The 22838-nt window shown below is 63.7% G+C and carries 19 protein-coding genes; 9 read left to right on the top strand and 10 right to left on the bottom strand.

The annotated features are described in order from the left end of the window. Positions 1–98 precede the first annotated feature (98 nt). The 5 genes from epd to fba all read left to right on the top strand — a co-directional run bounded on the left by epd (position 99) and on the right by fba (position 4305). Positions 99–1163 carry an erythrose-4-phosphate dehydrogenase gene (epd, locus tag ATY02_RS34245; protein WP_068576746.1) on the top strand — a complete coding sequence of 355 codons (1065 nt, stop codon included), beginning with the start codon at positions 99–101 and terminating at the stop codon, positions 1161–1163. A 17-nt stretch (positions 1164–1180) separates the two neighbouring features. Further along, the gene (locus tag ATY02_RS34240; protein ID WP_068576747.1) at positions 1181–2344 is read left to right on the top strand and encodes a phosphoglycerate kinase; all 1164 of its coding nucleotides are present in this window, start codon (positions 1181–1183) and stop codon (positions 2342–2344) included. Between the two features lie 32 nt (positions 2345–2376). Continuing rightward, positions 2377–2598, top strand: a complete 222-nt coding sequence (locus tag ATY02_RS34235; protein WP_068576749.1) for a hypothetical protein — start codon at positions 2377–2379, stop codon at positions 2596–2598. A gap of 60 nt (positions 2599–2658) precedes the next feature. Then, entirely contained in the window at positions 2659–2988 is a 330-nt protein-coding gene (locus tag ATY02_RS34230; RefSeq protein ID WP_068576751.1) for an MliC family protein, read from the top strand. Between the two features lie 252 nt (positions 2989–3240). Further along, on the top strand, positions 3241–4305 hold the full coding sequence (gene fba, locus ATY02_RS34225; protein WP_068576753.1) for a class II fructose-bisphosphate aldolase: 1065 nt from the start codon (positions 3241–3243) through the stop codon (positions 4303–4305). Positions 4306–4366: 61 nt separating this feature from the next. Here the strand turns inward: fba and ATY02_RS34220 are convergent, their stop codons facing one another. Next, on the bottom strand, positions 4367–5038 hold the full coding sequence (locus ATY02_RS34220) for a polysaccharide lyase family 7 protein (protein WP_068576754.1): 672 nt from the start codon (positions 5036–5038) through the stop codon (positions 4367–4369). Positions 5039–5355: 317 nt separating this feature from the next. Between ATY02_RS34220 and ATY02_RS34215 the strand changes: the two genes are divergently transcribed. The 3 genes from ATY02_RS34215 to ATY02_RS34205 are packed head-to-tail and all read left to right on the top strand — an operon-like array spanning position 5356 to position 8345. Next, positions 5356–7479 (top strand): putative bifunctional diguanylate cyclase/phosphodiesterase, encoded by a 2124-nt coding sequence (locus ATY02_RS34215; protein ID WP_068576757.1) that lies wholly within the window; start codon positions 5356–5358, stop codon positions 7477–7479. 43 nt (positions 7480–7522) lie between these two features. Further along, positions 7523–8035: a M48 family metallopeptidase gene (locus tag ATY02_RS34210; RefSeq protein ID WP_068576759.1), complete on the top strand. Its 513-nt coding sequence runs from the start codon at positions 7523–7525 to the stop codon at positions 8033–8035. A gap of 13 nt (positions 8036–8048) precedes the next feature. Further along, positions 8049–8345, top strand: coding sequence for a winged helix-turn-helix domain-containing protein (locus tag ATY02_RS34205; RefSeq protein ID WP_068576761.1), 297 nt, complete (start codon positions 8049–8051; stop codon positions 8343–8345). A gap of 4 nt (positions 8346–8349) precedes the next feature. Here the strand turns inward: ATY02_RS34205 and ATY02_RS34200 are convergent, their stop codons facing one another. Beyond that, the gene (locus ATY02_RS34200; RefSeq protein WP_068576763.1) at positions 8350–8802 is read right to left on the bottom strand and encodes a GNAT family N-acetyltransferase; all 453 of its coding nucleotides are present in this window, start codon (positions 8800–8802) and stop codon (positions 8350–8352) included. Positions 8803–9070: 268 nt separating this feature from the next. Here ATY02_RS34200 and ATY02_RS34195 point away from each other — a divergent pair, with 268 nt between their 5' ends. Then, a complete protein-coding gene (locus ATY02_RS34195; protein WP_068576764.1) occupies positions 9071–9808 on the top strand; it encodes a substrate-binding periplasmic protein in 738 nt (245 codons plus the stop codon). A 16-nt stretch (positions 9809–9824) separates the two neighbouring features. Here the strand turns inward: ATY02_RS34195 and yccS are convergent, their stop codons facing one another. The 8 genes from yccS to betB form a co-directional block, all read right to left on the bottom strand. Next, the gene (yccS, locus tag ATY02_RS34190) at positions 9825–12014 is read right to left on the bottom strand and encodes a YccS family putative transporter (RefSeq protein WP_068576767.1); all 2190 of its coding nucleotides are present in this window, start codon (positions 12012–12014) and stop codon (positions 9825–9827) included. Between the two features lie 163 nt (positions 12015–12177). Continuing rightward, positions 12178–13356 (bottom strand): NAD(P)/FAD-dependent oxidoreductase, encoded by a 1179-nt coding sequence (locus ATY02_RS34185; protein ID WP_068576769.1) that lies wholly within the window; start codon positions 13354–13356, stop codon positions 12178–12180. 148 nt (positions 13357–13504) lie between these two features. After that, a complete protein-coding gene (dbpA, locus tag ATY02_RS34180) occupies positions 13505–14842 on the bottom strand; it encodes an ATP-dependent RNA helicase DbpA (RefSeq protein ID WP_235777334.1) in 1338 nt (445 codons plus the stop codon). A gap of 164 nt (positions 14843–15006) precedes the next feature. Beyond that, entirely contained in the window at positions 15007–16434 is a 1428-nt protein-coding gene (gene mdtD / locus ATY02_RS34175; protein WP_068576771.1) for a multidrug transporter subunit MdtD, read from the bottom strand. A 59-nt stretch (positions 16435–16493) separates the two neighbouring features. Further along, entirely contained in the window at positions 16494–17831 is a 1338-nt protein-coding gene (locus ATY02_RS34170) for a TldD/PmbA family protein (protein ID WP_068576773.1), read from the bottom strand. After that, the gene (locus ATY02_RS34165) at positions 17831–19273 is read right to left on the bottom strand and encodes a TldD/PmbA family protein (RefSeq protein WP_068576775.1); all 1443 of its coding nucleotides are present in this window, start codon (positions 19271–19273) and stop codon (positions 17831–17833) included. The genes ATY02_RS34170 and ATY02_RS34165 overlap by 1 nt, the downstream gene beginning before the upstream one ends. A gap of 245 nt (positions 19274–19518) precedes the next feature. Beyond that, the gene (betA, locus tag ATY02_RS34160) at positions 19519–21222 is read right to left on the bottom strand and encodes a choline dehydrogenase (protein ID WP_022641537.1); all 1704 of its coding nucleotides are present in this window, start codon (positions 21220–21222) and stop codon (positions 19519–19521) included. Positions 21223–21365: 143 nt separating this feature from the next. Beyond that, positions 21366–22838 carry a betaine-aldehyde dehydrogenase gene (gene betB, locus ATY02_RS34155; RefSeq protein WP_068576777.1) on the bottom strand — a complete coding sequence of 491 codons (1473 nt, stop codon included), beginning with the start codon at positions 22836–22838 and terminating at the stop codon, positions 21366–21368.

Genomic DNA, 22838 nt, shown 5'->3' with positions numbered 1-22838 from the left:
ACAGATCACTGAGATCCTGTAGGAGCGGGGCTTGCCCGCGATTACAATCGAACCGCTAACGCTGCACTGATGGATTCACCCCGGTCATCGAGAACCCCATGCCTCAATCGCGTCGCTATAAAGTTGCACTCAACGGCTACGGCCGTATTGGTCGTTGCGTCTTGCGTGCTCTGTTCGAGCGAGGGGCCGCGGCAGGGTTCGAGATCGTGGCCATCAACGACCTGGCCGATATGGCCAGCGTCGAATACCTGACACGCTTCGACTCCACCCACGGCCGGTTTCCCGGCGAGGTGACGGTCGATGGCGATTGTCTGCATATCAATGGCAACTGCGTGAAAGTGCTGCGCAGTGCCACCCCCGAAGGCATCGATTGGGCGGCCCTGGACATCGACCTGGTGCTGGAGTGTTCCGGCGCCTATCACACCCGTGAGGACGGCCAGCGCTTTCTCGATGCTGGCGCGCCACGGGTGCTGTTTTCCCAGCCGATGGCCAGCGAGTCGGATGTCGACGCCACCATCGTCTACGGCGTGAACCAGGATTGCCTGAGCGGCGACGAGCTGCTGGTATCCAATGCCTCCTGTACCACCAACTGCGGTGTCCCGCTGTTGCGCCTGCTGGACCAGGCCATCGGCCTGGAATACGTGTCGATCACCACCATCCATTCGGCGATGAATGACCAGCCAGTGATCGATGCCTATCACCACGAGGACCTGCGCCGCACCCGTTCGGCGTTCCAGTCGGTGATCCCGGTATCCACAGGCCTGGCCCGTGGTATCGAACGACTGTTGCCGGAACTTGCCGGGCGGATTCAGGCCAAAGCCGTACGGGTGCCGACGGTCAACGTATCCTGCCTGGATATCACCATGCAGACGGTAAGCGATACCGACACCGCAGAGGTCAACCGGATCTTGCGCGAGGCCGCTACCAGCGGTCCGCTCAAGGGACTTTTGGCCTACACCGAGTTGCCGCACGCCAGCTGCGACTTCAATCATGACCCCCATTCGGCGATCGTCGATGCCAGTCAGACCCGCGTTTCCGGCCCCCGGCTGGTGAACATCCTGGCCTGGTTCGACAACGAATGGGGTTTTGCCAACCGGATGCTGGACGTTGCCGGACATTACCTGCAAATAGCCGCTCCACTCCCTGCTTCTAATATTCAGTAACCCAGGAATTGCGACCCATGACCGTGTTGAAGATGACCGACCTCGATCTGCAAGGTAAGCGCGTGCTGATCCGCGAAGACCTCAACGTCCCAGTCAAGGACGGTGTAGTCACCAGCGACGCGCGGATCCTGGCTTCGCTGCCGACCATCAAGCTGGCCCTGGAAAAAGGCGCGGCGGTGATGGTCTGCTCGCACCTGGGCCGTCCGACCGAAGGTGAGTTTTCGGCCGAGAACAGCCTCAAGCCGGTGGCTGACTACCTGAGCCGCGCCCTGGGCCGCGAAGTGCCGCTGGTGGCCGACTACCTGGGTGGTGTCGAGGTCAAGGCCGGCGACGTCGTGCTGTTCGAAAACGTGCGTTTCAACAAGGGCGAGAAAAAGAACGCCGACGAGCTGGCCCAGCAGTACGCTGCCCTGTGCGATGTGTTCGTGATGGATGCCTTCGGTACCGCGCACCGTGCCGAGGGTTCGACCCACGGCGTGGCCAAGTTCGCCAAGGTAGCGGCCGCGGGCCCACTGCTGGCTGCCGAACTGGATGCCCTGGGCAAGGCCCTGGATACCCCGGCCCAGCCGATGGCGGCGATCGTCGCCGGCTCCAAGGTGTCCACCAAGCTGGACGTGCTCAACAGCCTGAGCGAGGTCTGCGACCAGCTGATCGTTGGGGGGGGTATCGCCAACACTTTCCTGGCCGCCGCCGGCCACCCGGTGGGCAAGTCGCTGTACGAGCCTGACCTGCTGGACACCGCCCGCGCCATTGCCGCCAAGGTCAGCGTACCGCTGCCGGTGGACGTGGTAGTGGCCAAGGAATTCGCCGAGACTGCCGCCGCTACCGTCAAGGCGATCGCCGACGTGGCGGCCGACGACATGATCCTGGACATCGGTCCGCAGACCGCGGCGCAGTTCGCCGAGTTGCTCAAGTCCTCCAGGACCATCCTCTGGAACGGTCCGGTGGGCGTGTTCGAGTTCGATCAGTTCGGCAACGGCACCAAGGTACTGGCCCAGGCCATCGCCGATAGCTCGGCATTCTCCATCGCAGGTGGTGGCGACACCCTGGCCGCCATCGACAAGTACGGCGTTGCTCAGCAGATTTCCTACATTTCTACCGGTGGCGGTGCTTTCCTCGAGTTCGTCGAAGGCAAGGTCCTGCCGGCAGTCGAAGTCCTGGAAGCCCGGGCCAAGGCCTGAGCCTCCCGTTGGCCGGGCAAAGGAGTGTTCTGATGGTCAAGACATTGCCACTGCTGTTCGCCACGGCCTGGCTCGTGGGGTGTTCGGCCAGTTCGCAGGTAAAGCCGGCGGACGAGGACGGGCCTCCGGGAAAGGGCTGCTACCAGGCCGACTGGCAGGCCGAGACGGCTCCGGTGATCAACAAGCGCCTGGGGCCTGAAGGGCTGGAGAAGTACGAGACACCGTCAAAGGCCAGGGAACAGGGTTGCCCTTGACGGGTCAGATTGGATAACGCGAAGGGCCGGGACCCTTGGGTCACCGGCCGAGGAACATCGATGAAAGCTTTGATCGCCGCGGCGATGCTGGGGCTGCTTGCCGGGTGCGCTGATCTGCACCTGCTCAAGTCACCGACCACCGATGAATGGACCACCTGGGTATGCGATAGCCAGGCACAGGTGCTCTGGCGCTACGCCGATGATAGCCGCAAGGCTGTCGACGTACGCCTGGGGGGTGACGATCAGGTTCGCCGCCTGAAGCTCGAGCCTAGCGGTTCGGGCACGCTGTACAGCGACGACATGCTGGCGTTTCACGTCAAGGGTGAGGAAGGCCTGGTCTACTGGGTCGCCACCAATGACTTGATCGGCCGCGGCTGTAAAGCGCCGTAGGCCGGGAACCGATGCTGAACCTGTGGGAGCGAAGCTGGCTCGCGATGCGGCCCGGACATTGGTGATGGATGTCGCCAGGCCGATCGCTATCGCGGGCAAGCCTCGCTCCTGCAGGGACGCAGGGCCCTTGGAATTGATGAAGTAACGAATCCGCAGGCCGGGTTGACCCCCGATCTGCAATCACTTGAATAGCAGTCGCCGCTACGGCAGGCTTGCACGATTAACGACCCTCGACCGGGAGAGACACACACAATGGCACTCATCAGCATGCGCCAGATGCTGGACCACGCAGCCGAGTTCGGCTACGGCGTTCCAGCCTTCAACGTCAACAACCTTGAGCAGATGCGCGCCATCATGGAAGCCGCTGACAAGACTGACTCCCCGGTGATCGTCCAGGCTTCGGCCGGTGCCCGCAAATACGCCGGTGCGCCGTTCCTGCGTCACCTGATCCTGGCCGCGATCGAAGAATTCCCGCACATCCCGGTGTGCATGCACCAGGACCACGGCACCAGCCCCGACGTTTGCCAGCGCTCCATCCAGCTGGGCTTCTCTTCGGTCATGATGGACGGCTCCCTGGGCGAAGACGGCAAGACTCCGACCGACTACGAGTACAACGTCCGCGTTACCCAGCAGACCGTAGCCATGGCCCACGCCTGCGGCGTGTCGGTAGAAGGCGAGCTGGGCTGCCTGGGTTCCCTGGAAACCGGCATGGCCGGTGAAGAAGACGGCATCGGTGCCGAAGGCGTACTGGACCACAGCCAGATGCTGACCGATCCGGAAGAGGCCGCCGACTTCGTCAAGAAGACCCAGGTCGACGCCCTGGCCATCGCCATCGGTACCAGCCACGGTGCCTACAAGTTCACCAAGCCGCCTACCGGCGACGTGCTGGCCATCGACCGCATCAAGGAAATCCACAAGCGCATCCCCAACACCCACCTGGTGATGCACGGTTCGTCCTCGGTTCCACAAGAGTGGCTGGCGATCATCAACCAGTACGGTGGCGACATCAAGGAAACCTACGGCGTGCCGGTCGAAGAGATCGTCGAAGGCATCAAGTACGGTGTACGCAAGGTTAATATCGACACCGACCTGCGCCTGGCATCCACCGGTGCCATGCGTCGCCTGATGGCACAGAACCCGAGCGAATTCGACCCTCGCAAGTTCTTCGGCGCTACCGTGACTGCAATGCGTGATGTGTGCATCGCTCGTTACGAAGCCTTCGGTACTGCTGGCAATGCTTCGAAGATCAAGCCGATCTCCCTGGAAGCGATGTTCCAGCGCTACCTCAAGGGTGAGCTGAACGCCAAGGTCAACTAAGCCTCGGTGGTGAATGAAAAAGCCCGCAGCGATGCGGGCTTTTTTGTGCCTGTATGCCGGCTCAGCTCTTGTTGTGGTCGATGTCCAGCTTGGAGAACGTCACCTTGCCACCTTCGCTGGTGTAGCCGGTGTTGTCCTGCACATAGACCCCAGCCTTGAAGTACAGCGGCTTGTCACGCCAGGTGGCGCTCAGTTGGGTGTTCCACTGATAACCAGCGGCGCTGACGCCCAGGACGCCTCCGGGGCTCAGGTGGATCAGGTAGGAAAACCGCCGGTCCATGGGCACGTTCTTGGCGATGCCGATGACCCGGGACCGAGTGTCGCCCGGGCGCATGCGCACCTTGGCCACGATGTTGCCGCGGCCCTGGTTGGCCTTGTACTGGTACTCCAGTTTCACCAACGGCCTGGTGCTGTTGTAGGCATGGATCTGGCCGATGACGATCTTGCCTGACGATGGCACCTGGTTGACCGCCAGGGTGGCCTGCAACAGGTTGTCGGCTTCGGGATAAGTCCAGTTGCGCAGGGTGCCGTTGGCGTAGGTTTCGCGCAATTCGGTACGTGGGTAGATGGCGTTCTCGGTCTTCGAGCCGGTGACCGGCGACCAGAAGAACAGGGTGCCGCTGTCGGAATGGAAGTATTGGTTCTTGAAGCCCTTGACCAGGGCCGGGGTATCGATGGTTGCCGGCGGACTGCCGACAGGAACGCTGAGGTTCCAGGTTGCCAGGTCGATCATGTAGGGAAATTCCGCAAGGATGTGCCTGGTGCAGCCTGCCGAGGGCTTTAGGCTGCACCTCTCGGGCATCTTTATAGCCTAGGGAACATCACCAATGGGTACCGTATGGCGGATATATGGCGCCAGCAAAATGCCTAAGTGCCATTCTTTATGCTTCGTGTGAATGAAAAGTGTGACCGTTAGTCGGGAGGCATGGGCATTGGCAGAGTGATGGCTTGATGACAGCTTCTGCTTTTCAGGATCCGGGGCTAGAGTGAAACCTCAGGTTTTGTCGGGTTTCTCACCCGTTCAGTCTTATTACAGACAAGAGAAGCAGCATGGAATGCGTGCAACCGGAGGCAGTCGAGGGTCACTCCACTCTTCTGATCGTCGATGACTATCCTGAAAATCTCCTGAGCATGCGGGCGTTGCTACAGCGCCAGGACTGGCGGGTGATGACCGCCGCTTCAGGTATCGAGGCCCTGGACCTGTTGCTCCAGCATGAAATCGATCTGGTTCTGCTCGATGTGCAGATGCCAGGCATGGATGGTTTCGAAGTGGCCCGCTTGATGCGCGGCAGCCAGCGCACGCGCCTGACACCGATTATCTTCCTGACCGCTAATGAACAATCCCAGGATGCCGTGATCAAGGGCTATGCCAATGGCGCGGTGGACTACCTGTTCAAGCCCTTCGACCCGCAGATCCTCAAGCCCAAGGTCCAGGCGCTGCTGGAGCACCAGCGCAACCGACGCGCCTTGCAGCACCTGAGCCATGACCTGGAAGTGGCCCGGGCATTCAATGCCTCGGTGCTGGACAACGCCGCCGAAGGCATCCTGGTCGTGGACGAAGAGGGGCGGATACGTTTCGCCAACCCCGCGGTTTCACGCCTGCTCAATGCCCAGGTGAAGGAACTGGAAGGCTCGGCATTCCTCGATTACCTGCAAAAACCCCATATTCCCGACTGGCACGCCTGCGAGCTGTATGCCAGTTACCGTCGCGGTGAAACCTTCCGCCTGCATGACGCCCTGTTGCGCACTGTTCCAGGCCAGCAGATCAGCGTGGCGCTGTCCTGTGCCCCGCTACCGAGCGACCAGAAGGCCATGGTGGTCACCTTGCTGGATATGTCGGAAGTGCGGCACCTGCACCAGCAACTGGAGTACCAGGCGGTTACCGATCCCTTGACCGGGTTGCTCAACCGGCGAGGTTTCCAGCAGACGGTGGACAGCATCCTGGTGCGTGGTGAGCGCCCGGGAAAGTCCCTGGTCCTGCTCTACCTGGACCTGGATGGATTCAAGCGGGTCAATGACTCCCTGGGACACGACGCCGGCGACCGGGTACTGCGCTGGGTCTCCGAGCAGATGAAGGATTGCCTGCACTCGTTCGACATCATCGGGCGCATGGGGGGCGATGAGTTCACTGCGTTATTGGAGCTGGGGTTTCCCGAGCAGGCGGCGAAAGTGGCCGAACGGCTGATCGAGCGGTTGTCCATCAACCAGCAGATCGACGGCCTGGAAGTGGCGCTGGGGGCCAGCATCGGCATCGCCATCTATCCCGACTGCGGTTCCAACCTCGATGGCTTGTTGCGTTCGGCGGATATCGCCATGTACGAGGCCAAGCGCGCCGGCCGCCAGCAGTACCGGTACTACGACCATGAAATGAATGGCCGCGAACGCTCCCGGCTGATGCTCGAGGAAAGCGTGCGCAGCGCGGTGGAGCGCAAGGAGTTCACCCTGGTGTACCAGCCCCAGGTGGCCATTGCCGATGGCCGCCTGCGCGGTTTCGAGGCCCTGCTGCGCTGGCGTCATCCAAGTGTCGGCGACGTCCCGCCGGGTTTGTTCCTGCCATTGCTCGAAGAGGCGCGGTTGATCAGCCTGCTGGGGAGCTGGATCTATCAACAGGGGGCTGCCCAGCGCAAGGACTGGGAGCAAGTGTTCAGCCCTGACCTGGTGCTCGGGATCAGTCTGAGCGCTACCCAGTTCAGCATGCCCAACCTGGCGGCGGAGCTGCGCCAGGTCCTGATACGCAATGGCCTGCAGCCGCGCCAGCTGGAAGTCGAAGTCACCGAGGCAGCACTGACCCAGAACCTGGACGAGACCCGCAAGCAACTGCAGCAGTTGCATCATTTGGGGGTGCGGGTGGCTCTGGACGATTTCGGCTCGGGCGGCTGTTGCCTGGCGTACCTGCGTGACTTGCAGCTCGACACCCTCAAGCTCGACCGGCACCTGATCGCGCGGTTGCTCACTTCGCCGCGGGACGCCGCGATCGCGCGCAGCGTGATCGACCTGTGCCGGCAGTTCGGCCTCCTGGTGATCGCCGAGGGCGTGGAAACCCACGAGCAGTATCAGTGGCTCAAGGACGCCGGTTGCGAGTATGTACAGGGTTTCCTGGTGGCCCGACCGCTGACCGCCAGCAGCGCCAGCCAGTTCGCCCAGCCGTTCGACTGGAGCGCGCTGCAGGCCTGAGTTCGCTACACTGGCAGCCTTCGTATCTGGCGTTGCCACCCCCATGACCGCACTGAAATACCTCCAGGCCTATCCCATTGCCCTGCAAGAGCAGGTGCGCCAGCTGATTGTCGAGGATCGCCTGGGGGACTATTTGGAGCGCCGCTATCCGGGCAAGCACGGTGTGCAGAGCGACAAGGCGCTGTACAGCTACGCCCTGGAGCTGAAGCAGGAATACCTGCGCAACGCACCAGCCATCGACAAGGTGCTGTTCGATAATCGCCTGGACCTGACCCATCGTGCCCTCGGCCTGCACACCACGGTGTCGCGGGTGCAGGGGGGCAAGCTCAAGGCCAAGAAAGAGATCCGCATCGCCTCGCTGTTCAAGGAGGCGGCGCCGGAGTTCCTGCGCATGATCGTGGTCCACGAGTTGGCGCACTTCAAGGAGTCGGACCACAACAAGGCGTTCTACAAGCTCTGCGAGCACATGCTGCCGGGCTATCACCAACTGGAATTCGACCTGCGGGTCTACCTCACCTGGCGCGACCTGCAGGCGAAGGCGGGCGCAACGGCCTAGAAAGGAGTGGGCGATGGATGTGAGCAAGACCAAGAGCAGTTTCTACCGCCGCTTGTACGTGGCGTACCTGATCGACAGCGGCCAGGCCAGCAGCGTGCCGGCGCTGACGGAACTCACGGGCATGCCTCGACGTACCGCCCAGGACACCATCGCCGCCCTGGCCGACCTGGACATCGTCTGCCAGTTCGAGCAAGAGGACGGCGCGCGCAATCACGCCGGGCATTATCGGATCCACAGCTGGGGTGCCATCGACAAGGGCTGGATCGAGCCCAACTTGCGGCAGATCAAGGCCGTGCTGGGCTATCCCTGAGGCGTCAGTTACGGCGCATGCCAATGTGCGGGATGTCGTCTTCCAGGTATTGCTCGCCCACCACGCTGAACCCGTAACGACCATAGTAGGCCTGCAGGTGGGCCTGGGCCGAGAGGTAGATCGGTGTCTCGGGCCAGTGCCATTGCGCCTGTTTCAGGGCCTGCTCCATCAATACGTGGCCCAGGCCCTGGCCCCGGGCCTGCTCGGCGATCACCACCCGGCCGATGACCACGTCGCCGCCCTGGGAGATGGGGTCCAGCAGGCGCAGGTACGCCACCAGGCGGTCGCCGTCCCAGGCCATCAGGTGGCAGGTGTCGCCTTCCAGGTCACGGCCATCGACCTCCTGATAGGGGCACTTCTGTTCCACGACGAAGACCTCGGTGCGCAGCTGCAAGATGGCGTAGAGCTGTTCCTTGCCCAGATCGGTGTGGTGTTTGCAGACCCATTCGACGGTCATTTTCTTATCCTGTGAAAAGAGCTGCGCGAAATACTAAGCACATCGCCAGCGGATGTCTTGCTGGCAGATGTATGGAGTTTGTTTCTGTGAGATGGGTCAAAATGCCATCACTCCGTTCACTGGCTTTTCCCTTCTTTGTGTAATCTGTTTTGCAAGTCCTGTGCATTGGCTGCGATGAGCTAATGTTAGGACCTGGGCGGTCGCTGCATGGGCCCTCGAGTGTAGGCTGGAACGCGCTGGGCCCTGTGCCCGCTAAGGATCTTTAAGCATGCTGCGACTGCATCGGGCTTTGGCTTTGATCGGATTGCTGTTGCTGGGCCAGGGCGCTTCTGCAGAGAAGTTGCGGCTGGTCGCTGATGCCTGGCCTCCGTTTACCGACGCAACCCTGGTCAATGGCGGCGTGGCCACCGATATCGTCAGTACCGCACTGGCCCGCGCCGGCTACGCCAGTGAGTTCGAGCAGGTGCCCTGGGCCCGGGCGCTGCTGGGAATCGGCGAGGGGCGCTACGACGTGCTGGTCAACGCCTGGTACAACGATGAACGTACCCGGCTTGGGCAGTTCTCCTCCGAGTATCTGGTCAACCGTATCCGCTTCCTCAAGCGCAAGGACGCGCCCCTGGAGTACCACAACCTCAAGCAGTTGCATGAGTATCCGATTGCCGTGGTACGCGGCTACGCCTACTCCTCTGAATTCGACAACGACTCGGACTTGCAGAAGGTGCCGGTGCACAACTTCGCCATGGCCGTGCGCATGCTGGCGGCGGACCGGGTCAAGCTGACCCTGGAGGATGAATACGTCGCCCGCTACTACCTGGCCCGGGAGTCGCCCAGGGTGCGCAATGCGGTGGAGTTCCTGCCCAAGCCCTTGAGCGAGAACAGCCTGCATATCCTGGTGAGCCTGAAGAATCCCGAGCATGCGCAGATCGTCGCCAGGTTCGATCGGGAGATCGCCGCCATGAAGGCCGACGGCAGCTACGCCCGGCTGCTGCGCCAGCACGGCATGTAGGAGGGGCAGCGGCAAGCTAGGCTTGCGGCTGTTCGGTCCCTTTGATCAGGTGGGCCGCCAGGGTTCGCAAGGGGCCCAGCTGGCGGCAGATCAGCCCCAGTTGGGTCTGCACCAGGCGCTGTCCCTCATCGATCTCGTCCGGCATCTGCTCCAGCTCGTTGGCCAAGGCCTCCTCGGCATCGCTGTGGATGACGATCGGAGTCTTGTTGGCCAGGCCCTGGGCGATCTCGTCGATGCTGGCCGCGAGGCTGGTGCCGGCGCCACCGATCAGGTGCTCGCGCACCTCGTCCGGCAGCTGGGTGCCACGGTGCGCGCCCAGGCCCGAGAGGTAACTGAGCAGGGTGTGGGACAGCACCAGGAAGCGAAAGCCCACGTCCGCTTCCTTACGAAAGTGCCCAGGTTCCATGAGCATGTTGGCCAGGGTGGTGGACAGCGCCGCATCGGCGTTATGGGCATTGCGCCGGGCCAGGCGGTAGGCCAGGTCGTCGCTCTTGCCGGCGGCGTACTGCTGCATGATCTGGCGCAGGTAGATGCTGTTGCACGCCAGGGTGTTGGCCAGTACCTGGTTCAGGCGCCGCCCTTGCCAATCGGGAAGGAACAGGAACACCGCCAGGCCGGCGATCAGGCTGCCCAGCAGGGTATCGAACAGTCGCGGCAGGAACAGGCCATAACCGTCGCCTACCTGGTTGAAGCAGAACAGCACCATCAGGGTGATGGCGGCAGTGGCCAGGGTGTAGCGGGTGGTGCGGTTGGTGAAGAACACCACGCCTGCGGCGATGGCGAACAGCGATTGCACCAGCGGGCTGGGGAACAGGTCGAACAGCGCCCAGGCGATGGTCAGGCCGATGGCCGTGCCGACGATCCGCTGGCCCAGCTTGCGCCGGGTGGCGCCATAGTTGGGTTGGCAGACGAACAGCGTGGTGAGGATGATCCAGTAGCCCTGGGAGGGGTGGATCAGGTGCACCATGCCATAGCCGATGCTCAGCGCCAGGGGCAGGCGCAGGGCGTGGCGGAATAGCAGCGAGGTGGGCGTCAGCTGGGTGCGCAGGCGGGTCCAGACATCCTTGAGATTGCGTGGCGAGCGGTCCAGCAGACTGCTATCGGTAGCATCGGCCAGGGCATCGGGATTGCTGGCATCGCTGAGCAGGCGATCGAGGGTGCTGAGGTTGGCCGCCAGTGCCCGCAGCGAGCGCAAGAGCCCACGCCAGGCGGGGTTGCTCTGGATGCGCAGGTGTTCAAGGGAGGCTTCCAGGTCGCCCAGGGCCTCAGTGAACCCGGTGTCGTAGACGAACGGCTGGCGCAACTGGATCGATTCCCCCAGGGCCCGGCAGGCCTTGCCCTGTTGGCGCAGCAGGCGCTGGCAGCGGAACAGCACGTCGCTGTGGAAGAAGGCATCGGCCAGGGCGTTGTAGGGGTAGTGCGAGGAGCTCGCGCGCTCATGGATGTCCTGGGCCAGGAAGTACAGCTTCAGGTAGCGGCTGACCTTCGACCCCGGGCGGCCGTTGCCGACCCGGTGCAGGATGATCTCCTTGGCGCTGTTGAGCGCGGCCACCACCTTGCCGTTCTGCCGTGCCAGTTCCAGGCGCCGGGCTTCCACGTCCAGCTGACGAATTGGCTCGAACAGCGACGACTTGAGCTTGAGGTAATAGCCCAGTTCGCGAAACAGCCGTGCCAGGCTCTGCTGCACCGGCTGGTTGGAGAACAACGCCTGCCAGAGCACCGAGAGCAGGCCATACCAGGCAGCCCCTGCCACCAGCAGCACCGGTTCGTGCCAGAAGTCGATCACCGCGCCGCCGCGCTGGTCGACGCCGATCATGGTGTAGACCGAAAGGATCAGGGTTGCCGAGGCGATGGCGCCGTAGCGCTCGCCCAGGGCTCCGAGCATGGTCAGGCCGAAGCTGGCCAGGGCCAGGGCGATGGCGAAGATCCAGGGGTAGGGGAACAGCAGTTCCACCGACAGCGCGGCGATGCTGAAGCACACCAGGGTCACTGCCAGGGCATTGAGGCGGCCCTGCCAGCTGTCGTCGGTTTCCGCCAGGGCGCTGGCGATGATGCCGAGGAATAATGGGATCAGCAGGCTCATTTCGTCCTGGTACCAGCACAGCGCCATGCTGCCGGTCAGGGCGACGAACACCCGCACGCTGTAGCTGAACTTGTCCAGCGCCCAGAGGCGACGCAGGGACTGGCGAAAAGAGGTCGATGACATGGATTGGGGCGAGCCTTCCGGGCGATGCAGCTAAATTGAGCCAGTATTGACGACGGCGCAATGCCGCCGTCACATCCGACAGCAAATTCTGTTCCCGGCGAGGCTCATCGGCATGTGCCGTCGTTCCGCCAAGGGGGCGATCCGCCGTGGGTGCGCCGCCGCTTCAGGCGTATTGCGCGGCGGCGTAGCCCGAGGCCCAGGCCCATTGGAAATTGAAACCGCCCAGGTGGCCGGTGACATCCAGCACCTCGCCAATGAAATACAAGCCCGGGCTTTTCAGCGACTCCATGGTCTTGGACGAGACTTCGCGGGTGTCGACCCCGCCCAGGGTTACTTCGGCGGTGCGGTAGCCCTCGGTGCCCGCCGGCACCAGTTGCCAGTTGCCGAGCTTGTCGGCGACGTCGGCCAATTCCGCGGGGGTGTACTGCTTCATCGGCTTGGAGACGAACCAGTGGTCGGCCAGCAGGCCAGCCATCTTCTTGGTGAAGATCTCCCCCAGCAGGGTCTTGAGCTCGCTGTTGGGGCGCTCGGCCTGTTGCTGGTGCAGCCAGCCCAGGGCGTCGTGGTCCGGCAGCAGGTTGATCTCGACGCTGTCGCCGGGCTGCCAGTAGGAAGAAATCTGCAGGATCGCCGGGCCACTGAGGCCACGGTGGGTGAACAGGATGTTTTCGCGAAAGCTCTGGCCGTTGCAGCTCACCAGGCAGTCCACCGAGGTCCCGGACAGCTCGCCGCACAGCTCCTTGAGCTGGTCGGTGATGGTGAAGGGCACCAGTCCGGCACGGGTCGGCAGCAGTTCATGGCCGAACTGCCTGGCCACCTGGTAGCCGAAGCCGGTGGCGCCCAGGGTCGGGATCGACAGGCCGCCGGTGGCGATCACCAGGGACTGGCAGCGCACCTGGCCCAGGGTGGTCTGCAGCAGGTAGCCCGACTCCAGTTTCTCGATCTGCTGGATCGAGGTGTCCAGGCGCAGTTCGACCCCAACCTGGTCGCATTCGGCCAGGAGCATGGCGAGGATATCGCTGGACTTGTTGTCGCAAAACAGCTGGCCGAGCTTCTTCTCGTGATACGGCACGCCGTGCTTGGCCACCAGGCCGATGAAGTCCCACTGGGTGTAGCGGGCCAGGGCCGACTTGCAGAAGTGCGGGTTCTGCGAGAGGAAGTTGGCCGGCTCGGTGTACATGTTGGTGAAGTTGCAGCGCCCGCCACCGGACATCAGGATCTTCTTCCCGGCCTTGTTGGCATGGTCCAGCAACAGCACCTGGCGCCCACGGCCGGCGGCGGTCAGGGCGCACATCAAGCCGGCGGCGCCGGCGCCGATGATCACGACTTCGGTAGAGCGCAAAACGGTGTCCTCGAGAGTGCAGGCAAATGAACCTGTAGCCGCTGCCGAAGGCTGCGACAAGCCCCCAGGGGCTTCATGGCCTCAAGAGCGGCGCCTCCTTCGGAGACGTTCGCAGCCTGCGGCAGCGGCTACAGATCGAGCGGGTGGGTTACAGGATACGTACGCGCAGCGAACGGCCCTTGATCTTGCCGCTGTTGAGGCGTTGCAGGGCCTGTTTGGCGATGCCGCGCTCCACGGCCACGTAGGCCTGGAAGTCGAAGATCGCGATCTTGCCGACCTGGGCGCCGGGGATGCCGGCCTCGCCGGTCAGCGCGCCGAGGATATCGCCCGGCCGCACCTTGTCCTTGCGCCCGGCGGCGATGCACAGGGTGCTCATGGCTGGCAGCAGCGGACCGCCGCCCTGGCTCTTCAGGCCGTCGATCTGCTCCCAGTTCAGCGGAGCTTTCTGCAACTGCTCGATGGCCTGGGCACGGTGGGCCTCGGACGGCGACACCAGGCTGATGGCGATGCCTTTCTCGCCGGCGCGACCGGTACGGCCGACCCGGTGGATGTGGATTTCCGAATCCCGCGCCAGCTCGACGTTGATCACCATGTCCAGGGCGTCGATATCCAGGCCCCGGGCGGCGACATCGGTGGCTACCAGCACAGACGTACTGCGGTTGGCGAACATCGCCAGCACCTGGTCGCGGTCGCGCTGTTCCAGGTCACCGTGCAGGCCCACTGCGGACATGCCCTTGGCGGTCAGGTGGTCGACGGTTTCCTGCACCTGCTGCTTGGTGAAGCAGAAGGCTACGCAAGACTGCGGGCGGAAGTGGTTGAGCACCTTGACCACCGCATCCATGCGATCTTCCGGAGAGATTTCGTAGAAGTGCTGCTCGATCTGGCTGTCGCTGTGCAGCGTCTCGACTTTTACCTGCTGCGGATCGCGCATGAACTTCGACGCCAACTGCTTGATGCCCGCCGGGTAGGTGGCGGAGAACAGCAGGGTCTGCCGGCGTGCCGGGGTCTGGCCGATGATGGCCTCGATGGCATCGTAGAAGCCCATGTCGAGCATGCGGTCGGCTTCGTCGAGCACCAGGGTGTTGAGGCCGTCGAGTTTCAGCGTGCCCTTGTCCAGGTGCTGGGAGATGCGGCCCGGGGTGCCGACGATGATATGGGCACCGTGCTCCAGGGAAGCGATCTGCGGGCCGAAGGGCACGCCGCCGCACAGGGTCAGGACCTTGATGTTGTCCTCGGCGCGAGCCAGGCGACGCAGCTCCTTGGCGACCTGGTCGGCCAGTTCGCGGGTCGGGCACATCACCAGGGCCTGGCAGCCGAAGTAGCGCGGGTTGATCGGGTTCAACAGGCCGATGCCGAAGGCGGCGGTCTTGCCGCTGCCGGTCTTGGCCTGGGCGATCAGGTCCAGGCCCTTGAGGATCACCGGCAAGCTTTGCGCCTGGATCGGCGTCATCTGGGCATACCCGAGGGAGTCGAGGTTGGCCAGCATGGCGGCGGACAAGGGCAGGGTGTTGAAAGCGGTGGCGATGGTGGTCACGGGACGGGCCTGCAAAACAAAATGTCGCGCAGTGTATCAGCCCCGCTTCCTCTTCCTGCAATTTCTGGACGAAAAGTCGCCAGGGATCTCCCAGTCCCCACGTAGGAGATGTTCAGTCAGTGCTCGATATGCTCCTCGACCTTGCTCGCCCGGCGGCCATCGTTGGGCGATAGCTGGAGGAAGATCGCCGCTGCCAGCATCGCCATGATCCCGACCGTGAGGAATGTCAGCTGGAAGGCGCCGAGTACCGTGTCGACCCCGTCGTTGCCCACGGAGGCGGTGAAGCCGCCCAACAAGGCGCCAGCGCAAGCGACCCCGAGGCTCAGGGACAGTTGCGCCACCACCGACAACAGGCTGTTGCCACTGCTGGCGGCCGCATCGTCCAGATCGATCAGGGTCACGGTATTCATGGCGGTGAACTGCAATGAGTTGATGGCCCCCAGCACCGCCAGCATGCACAGCAGCAGCGGATAAGGCGTCTGCTCGCTGACCAGGCCCATGCTTGCCAGCATGATGCCCAGGGCCAGGGTGTTGCCGGTGAGCACGATGCGATAGCCCAGGCGTTCGATCAATGGCCGGGCAATGGACTTGGCCAGCATGGCGGCCGCCGCCAGGGGCAGCATGCTCATCCCGGCCTGGGACGGTGAGTAGCCCAGGGCGACCTGCAGCAGCAGTGGCACCAAGAATGGCAGGGCACCGCTGCCCAGGCGGGCGAACAGGTTGCCGAGGATGCCCACGGCGAAGGTCCGTACCTTGAACAGCGAAGGGGCGAACAGCGGGTTGTCGATGTGCCCGGCTCGCAGCCAGTAGGCCGCCAGGCACGCCAGTCCGCCGAACAGCAGCAACATCACCCGCAAGTGCGGCAGGTGCAGCTCGCCCAGGCCCTCCATGGCGATGGTGATCAGCACCATCGCCGCGCCGAACAGCAAAAAGCCCAGGCCATCGAAGCGCGTGCGCTCGCTGCCCCGCAGGTCGGGGATGAAGCGCCAGACCGCGTAGCAGCCTATGGCTCCCACCGGCAGGTTGATCAGGAAGATCCAGTGCCAGGTCAGGTACTGCACCATCCAGCCGCCCATGGTCGGGCCGATTAACGGGCCCAGCAGTCCGGGAATGGTGATGAAACCCATGATCCGTACCAGCTCCGAGCGGGGGTAGGCGCGCAGCACCACCAGGCGTCCCACTGGCAGCATCAAGGCGCCGCCCAGGCCCTGGATCACCCGTGCGCCGACCAGCATGCCCAGCGAGCTGGACAGGGCGCACAACAGTGAACCGATGCTGAACAGCAGGATGGCCCCGAAGAAGATCTTCTTGGTGCCGAAGCGATCGGCGATCCAGCCCGAAGCCGGGATCAGCAGCGCCACGGTGAGCATGTAGGCAATGACCACGCCTTGCATGCGCAATGGGTCTTCCGCCAGGTCTTGGGCCATGGCCGGCAGCGCCGTATTGAGGATGGTGCCGTCCAGGGACTGCATGAAGAAGGCGATGGCCACCACCCAGGGCAGCCAGCGGGTGGTGGTAGCGTCGAGTGGCGTGCGTTCGGGCATGGGACCTCAACAAGGGCAGCGGAAAGTTGCAAGCTCCAGGCTTGCAACTTGAGGCCGGTTTACAAGGTCAGCGTCAGGCGGCTGACCAAGGCCCCGGGCAGATGCATCGAGGCCGTCTGGCGCTGGCCGTAGGTACTGGCCGAAAGCAGCAGTTCGCGCTGCTCGGTGAGTGCCTCCAGTTGCGAACCCAGCAGGCTGTAGACACTGTCATCGAAGCGCATGGTGTTCACCGGTGCCTGGATCTCGCCGTTCTCCACCCAGAAGGTGGCAAAGCGGGTCATGCCGGTCAGGCGTGCTGCCGGCAGGTCCGAGTAGTTCAGGTACCACAGGTTACTGATGTACAGGCCGGTGCCCAGTTGCTTGAGGATGTCCTGCTGGGCCAACTGGCCGCCGGCCATGTTCAAGGCGCTGGGGTACTCGCTGCTGCCGGCGCCATTGGTGGCCAGTCCATACTCGGCGGCGCTGCGGGAGTTGATCAGGCGGGCGTCGGCGTTGCCGGCGGTGATCAGCGCCAGGTCGCTGCGCGGGTAGCCCTCGTCGGAGAACGCCGGGCTGAGCGAGCCGCTGACCTGCTCGCGCAGGGACACTAACGGGCTGAGGGCGGCGTCGCCGGCATAGAGCTTCTGCAGGGCGCTGTGCTTGCTGGCGATGGACTGGGCCGAGAACCCGCCCCAGGCCAGCATGCTCATGATTTCCTCCAGGGCCGCGGGGGCCAGGTAGGCGCGGTACTGCCCGGGAGCCAGGGTGCGCAGCGGCCTGCCGAGGAACTCCAGTTGCTGGCGGGCTTGGTCGAAGCGCTGGGCGAAGGCTTCGCTGCTCCAGGCATGCCCGGCATAGCTGGCTTTCACCGCTTCGCCATTGTCGTGGAACAGGCTGAAATCGAAGTTGAAACTGTTGGCCTGGTGCCAGCCGAACGCCCCGCTGGAGCTGGCGAAGCCGCGGCTGATGGAACCGGCGGCATAGATGCCCACCAGGTCCAGGCCGGTGGCCGCGTGGCCGATCTCATTCACTACCTGTTCGCTGTCCGGCAGCGGGTGTTCTTGCACACTCTGGGATTGCCAGTGGGTGTGGTTGAGCATCAGGTAGGGGTCGGCCGGCAGCAACGGCAGGGTTTCGCGCAGCTGTTGCAAGCTTTCGGCCAGGCGCTGGCGATCCACCTCGGGATCGTTGCTCAGGGTGATCCCGAGGTCGGCGTGGCGCCCGTCGTCGATCAGCTTGAAGCTCAGGCTGGCCTGCTGCACCTGCCCGGCCTGGCGCACCTTGGCGTGGTTGAAGCGGATGAATTCCGAAGATTCGGCGGCGTAGCTGAGGGTGAATTGTTCCGACTCGCGGATCTCGTCCTTGAGCCACTGCACCAGCGCCTTGAATGGCTGGGCCTGATCGGTCGTCCTGGTCATCAGGCATCTCCTCCGAATACATCGATCTTGCTGAAGACACAGGCTGGCGAGGCGTGGCCAACCCGGATCACCTGATTGGGTTCGCCCTTGCCGCAATTGGGCGTGCCCAGGACCTGGAAGGTGCCACGGTTGCCGACGGCGCTGAGGTTGCGCCAGAACTGCGCGGAAATGCCCCGGTAGTTGGGGTTCTTGACCACGCCCTTGAGCTCGCCGTTCTCGATCAGTTGGCCCCATTCGCAGCCGAACTGGAACTTGTTGCGCGCATCGTCGATGGACCAGGAGCGGTTGGTGGACATCAGGATGCCGTGTTCGATGCCGCCGATCAGTTGTTCCAGGGACTGCTCGCCCGGCTCGATGTTGAGGTTGGCCATGCGGTCGATGGGCGCACGGTTCCAGCTGCTGGCGCGGCTGTTGGCAACGCCGTCCAGGCCGCTGCGGTACTGCGACAGGGCGCCGCCCAGGGGGCGTACCAGCAACCCTTCGCGGATCAGGAACTGCTTGCTGGCGGCGGTGCCCTCGTCGTCATGGCCATAGCTGGCCAGCTCCTCGGGAATGTCCGGGTCGAAGGTCACGTTGAGCAGCCGCGAGCCGTATTGCAGATGGCCGAAGTCCGCCTGTTTGACGAAGCTGGTACCGGCGTAGTTGCGTTCGTCGCCGAGGATGCGGTCCAGCTCCAGCGGGTGACCGATGGACTCGTGGATCTGCAGCATCATCTGGTCCGGCATCAGCAGCAGGTCCCGCTGGCCTTGGGGCGTATTGGGAGCCAGCAGCAGTTGCAGGGCCTGGTCGGCAACCCGCGGCGCGGCGCCCAGCAGGCCACAGCGGCTGATCACGTCGCCGGCGCCTTGCTGGCCGAAATTCTCCCGGCCCAGGCTGCGGGTCTGGCTGTCGCTGCCGTCGTAGGCGGTGACGTCCAGGCCCGGGTAGACGAAGCGCTGGGCCTGGCGCAGCTCGGCCCCGGCGCTGTTGAGGTAGATCTGCTCGACCTGGGTCACGCCGATGCCCACTTGCCAGTTCACCAGGCGCTCGTCTTTGGGCACCGAGGCCGATTCGTCACCCAGCAGCTGGTAGCAGTCGCTCAGGGATGGGAAGGCGTGTTCGAGGTTGGGCGACAGGTAGTCGGCGCGATGGCTGGAGACCGGCTGCTCGCGCAGGTCCAGCAGGGAGTGTGCGGCGATCACCCGGGCCTGCCGTTCGGCGCGGTCGAGGGCCGCCTGCAAGCCGCCTTGCGACAGGTCGTTGGTGGCGGCGTAGGTTTCCACGCCACGCACCCGTACGGTCAACATCGCGCCTTCGTCATGGCCCAGGCAGGGTGGCTCAGCAATGTTCTTGCGCACCGACAGGTACTGGTCGGACTCGCGCACATAGCGCAGGGAAAAGAATTCGGCGCCCGTGCGCAAGGCAGCGAAGCGCTGCTTGAGCTGGGGGTGAAAGTCGAACATGAATGACCTCCTTGTATGAAGAGCTGGGGCTTGCAGGTCTTATCGACGGCGGGCCGGCTCCTACAGGTATAGGTCGCGCAGGGCTCGGGATAAAGTCCGTGGAGCGAAGGGGGTAAGGCGGATGAAACTTTAGCCGTAGCCTGCGACTGCGATCAAGGACGCCGTAGAGGCAATGTCGAGGAGAGGAGAGAGGCGGGGGGAATCGTGGAAATGGCGCCGACCCTTGCGGTCGGCGCCAATGGTGCTTACTGCGCGTTCGCGGCTACGTCGCGTACCGGCTTGCCACGTACCGGAGCTTCGCCGGCCACGTAGTAGGCGGCCTTGCTGCGTGGCAGCGGCTGGCGGCCACGGATCTTGTCGGCGATTTTCTCGGCCATCATGATCGTCGGCGCGTTGAGGTTGCCGGTGGTGATGATCGGCATGATCGAGGCATCCACCACACGCAGGCCCTGCATGCCGTGCACGCGACCCTGGCCATCGACCACGGCCATGTCGTCGGTGCCCATCTTGCACGAGCAGGATGGGTGGAACGCAGTCTCGGCGTGCTCGCGGATGAAGGTGTCCAGCTGCTCATCGGTCTGCACTTCGATGCCCGGGCTGATCTCGCGACCGCGGTAGGCGTCCAGTGCCGGCTGCTGCATGATTTCGCGGGTCAGGCGGATGCCGTCGCGGAATTCCTGCCAGTCCTGCTCGGTGGCCATGTAGTTGAACAGGATGCTCGGGTGCTGGCGCGGGTCTTTCGACTTGGCCTGCACACGGCCACGGCTTGGCGAACGCATGGAACCCATGTGGGCCTGGAAGCCGTGTTCCTTCACGCCGTTGGAGCCGTTGTAGTTAATCGCTACCGGCAGGAAGTGGTACTGGATGTTCGGCCATTCGAACTCTTCGCGAGTACGGATGAAACCACCGGCTTCGAACTGGTTGCTGGCGCCGATGCCGGTGCCCTTGAACAGCCACTGCGCGCCGATGGCCGGCTGGTTCCACCACAGCAGCGATGGGTACAGCGATACCGGCTGGGTGCACGCGTATTGCAGGTACAGCTCCAGGTGGTCCTGCAGGTTCTCACCGACGCCCGGCAGGTCGTGGACCACCGGGATGTCCAGGCTTTCCAGCAGGGCACGCGGGCCGACGCCGGAGCGTTGCAGCAGCTGTGGCGAGGCGATGGCGCCGGAGCTGACGATGACTTCCTTGCGCGCACGGGCTTCCACGCGCTCTTCGGTGCTGCCTTGCAGGTAGCTCACGCCTACGGCGCGCTTGCCTTCGAACAGGACCTTGTCGGTCAGGGCGTGGGTGACGATGGTCAGGGTGGAGCGCTTCTTGGACACGTCCAGGTAACCGCGGGCGGTGCTGGAGCGACGGCCTTCAGGGGTCACGGTGCGGTCCATCGGACCGAAGCCTTCCTGCTGGTAGCCGTTGAGGTCTTCGGTACGCGGGTAACCGGCCTGTACGCCGGCCTCGACCATGGCGTGGAACAGCGGGTTGTTGCCAGCCTTGGGCGTGGTCACTCGTACCGGGCCTTCGCCACCGTGGTAGTCGTTAGGGCCGATGTCGCGGGTTTCGGCCTTGCGGAAGTACGGCAGGCAGTCCAGGTACGACCAGTCTTCCAGGCCTGGCAGCTTGGCCCAGCCGTCGTAGTCCATGGCGTTGCCGCGGATGTAGCACATGCCGTTGATCAGCGAGGAGCCGCCCAGGCCCTTGCCACGGCCACATTCCATGCGGCGGCCGTCCATGTGCGGCTCTGGATCGGTCTCATAGGCCCAGTTGTAGCGACGGCCTTGCAGGGGGAACGCCAGTGCCGCAGGCATCTGGGTACGGAAATCGAAACGGTAGTCCGGGCCGCCGGCTTCCAGCAGCAGGACGGTGACGCCTTCGTCTTCGGTCAGACGGGTCGCCAGGGTGTTACCGGCAGAGCCGGCACCAACGATGATGTAGTCGTATTCTTGGGCCATTAGAGCCTCCGTGGAGAGCTGCAAGCCTCAAGCTTCAAGCTGCGAGAAAAGGCAGCGAAGCGGGCTTGGCATTGAATGAGGGGCAGGCGGCAAGCCGGGCTAATGCCTTGGCTTGCCGCTGATAGCTAGCTACTTGCCGCTGCTCAGAATACTGAGCTGTAGTCGCCCAGCTCGACCTGCACCGACTTGATGCGGGTGAAGTTGTTCAGCGAGCTGATGCCGTTCTCACGGCCCACGCCCGACTGCTTGTAGCCGCCGACTGGCATCTTGGCGTCGGATTCGCCCCAGGCGTTGATCCAGCAGATACCGGCTTCGAGCTGGTGGATGATGCGGTGAGCGCGGTTCAGATCGCGAGTGACGATACCGGCGGCCAGGCCGAAGTCGGTGTCGTTGGCACGACGGATCACTTCTTCTTCGGTCTCGTAGGTGAGGATGCTCATCACTGGGCCGAAGATTTCTTCACGCACGATGGTCATGTCGTCGGTGCAGTCGGTGAACACGGTCGGTGCCACGAAAGCGCCCTTGGCGAATTCGCCGTCGGTCAGGCGATCGCCGCCGCACAGTACGCGGGCACCTTCTTCCTTGCCCTTGGCGATGTAGCCCAGCACGTTCTCCATGTGGGCGAAGCTCACCAGCGGACCGAAGTTGGTGTTCTCGTTCTCTGGGTTGCCAACGCGGATGCGGGCAACGCGCTCGACGATCTTGGCTTCGAAGGCGGCCTTCAGGTGGCTCGGTACGAACACGCGAGTGCCGTTGGTGCAGACCTGGCCCGAGCTGTAGAAGTTGGCCATCATCGCGGTGTCGGCGGCGCGATCCAGGTCGGCGTCGTCGCAGATGATCAGCGGCGACTTGCCGCCCAGTTCCATGGTCACTTCCTTGAGCGAGGAGCTCGAAGCGCTGGCCATGACTTTCTTGCCGGTGTCGGTGCCGCCGGTGAAGGAGACTTTCTCGATGCGCGGGTGCTCGGTCAGCCAGGTGCCGACTTCACGGCCACTGCCGGTCAGGACGTTGAACACGCCAGCCGGTACGCCAGCCTCGGTGTAGATCTCGGCCAGTTTCAGGGTGGTCAGCGAAGTCACTTCGCTTGGCTTGAAGATCATCGCGTTGCCAGCGGCCAGGGCCGGGGCGGATTTCCACAGGGCGATCTGGATCGGGTAGTTCCAGGCGCCGATACCGGCGACCACGCCCAGTGGCTCGCGGCGGGTGTAGACGAAGGAAGTGTCGCGCAGTGGGATCTGCTCGCCTTCGATGGCCGGTACCAGGCCTGCGTAGTATTCCAGCACGTCAGCGCCGGTGACGATGTCGACATACTTGGTTTCGGAGTAGGCCTTGCCGGTATCCAGGGTTTCCAGGGCGGCCAGCTCGTCGTTGCGCTCACGCAGGATGTCCACGGCGCGACGCAGGATGCGCGAACGCTCCATGGCGGTCATGGCGGCCCAGATCTTCTGGCCTTTCTCGGCGCTGACCACGGCGCGTTCCACGTCTTCCTTGGTCGCACGCTGCACTTGTGCGAGAACTTCACCGTTGGCCGGGTTGATGGCATCGAAAGTGGCGTCGCTGCCGGCATCGGTGTAGCCGCCGTCGATGTAGAGTTTTTGCAGTTCAAAACGGGCCAT

The sequence above is a fragment of the Pseudomonas sp. BIOMIG1BAC genome (assembly GCF_001705995.2).
GTDB lineage: Bacteria > Pseudomonadota > Gammaproteobacteria > Pseudomonadales > Pseudomonadaceae > Aquipseudomonas > Aquipseudomonas sessilinigenes.
This window is presented reverse-complemented; position numbering and strand designations above follow the sequence as displayed.

Bases quoted from the DNA above. Each gene is read 5' to 3' on its own strand.
- ATY02_RS34205 (WP_068576761.1), top strand. From the start codon at position 8,049: ATGGATGTGAGCAAGACCAAGAGCAGTTTCTACCGCCGCTTGTACGTG.
- yccS (WP_068576767.1), bottom strand. From the start codon at position 12,014: ATGTCATCGACCTCTTTTCGCCAGTCCCTGCGTCGCCTCTGGGCGCTG.
- ATY02_RS34195 (WP_068576764.1), top strand. From the start codon at position 9,071: ATGCTGCGACTGCATCGGGCTTTGGCTTTGATCGGATTGCTGTTGCTG.
- ATY02_RS34215 (WP_068576757.1), top strand. From the start codon at position 5,356: ATGGAATGCGTGCAACCGGAGGCAGTCGAGGGTCACTCCACTCTTCTG.
- ATY02_RS34210 (WP_068576759.1), top strand. From the start codon at position 7,523: ATGACCGCACTGAAATACCTCCAGGCCTATCCCATTGCCCTGCAAGAG.
- ATY02_RS34240 (WP_068576747.1), top strand. From the start codon at position 1,181: ATGACCGTGTTGAAGATGACCGACCTCGATCTGCAAGGTAAGCGCGTG.
- mdtD (WP_068576771.1), bottom strand. From the start codon at position 16,434: ATGCCCGAACGCACGCCACTCGACGCTACCACCACCCGCTGGCTGCCC.
- betB (WP_068576777.1), bottom strand. From the start codon at position 22,838: ATGGCCCGTTTTGAACTGCAAAAACTCTACATCGACGGCGGCTACACC.
- ATY02_RS34230 (WP_068576751.1), top strand. From the start codon at position 2,659: ATGAAAGCTTTGATCGCCGCGGCGATGCTGGGGCTGCTTGCCGGGTGC.
- ATY02_RS34200 (WP_068576763.1), bottom strand. From the start codon at position 8,802: ATGACCGTCGAATGGGTCTGCAAACACCACACCGATCTGGGCAAGGAA.
- ATY02_RS34165 (WP_068576775.1), bottom strand. From the start codon at position 19,273: ATGTTCGACTTTCACCCCCAGCTCAAGCAGCGCTTCGCTGCCTTGCGC.
- ATY02_RS34235 (WP_068576749.1), top strand. From the start codon at position 2,377: ATGGTCAAGACATTGCCACTGCTGTTCGCCACGGCCTGGCTCGTGGGG.
- betA (WP_022641537.1), bottom strand. From the start codon at position 21,222: ATGGCCCAAGAATACGACTACATCATCGTTGGTGCCGGCTCTGCCGGT.
- ATY02_RS34170 (WP_068576773.1), bottom strand. From the start codon at position 17,831: ATGACCAGGACGACCGATCAGGCCCAGCCATTCAAGGCGCTGGTGCAG.
- epd (WP_068576746.1), top strand. From the start codon at position 99: ATGCCTCAATCGCGTCGCTATAAAGTTGCACTCAACGGCTACGGCCGT.
- ATY02_RS34220 (WP_068576754.1), bottom strand. From the start codon at position 5,038: ATGATCGACCTGGCAACCTGGAACCTCAGCGTTCCTGTCGGCAGTCCG.
- dbpA (WP_235777334.1), bottom strand. From the start codon at position 14,842: ATGCTGGCCAACCTCGACTCCCTCGGGTATGCCCAGATGACGCCGATC.
- fba (WP_068576753.1), top strand. From the start codon at position 3,241: ATGGCACTCATCAGCATGCGCCAGATGCTGGACCACGCAGCCGAGTTC.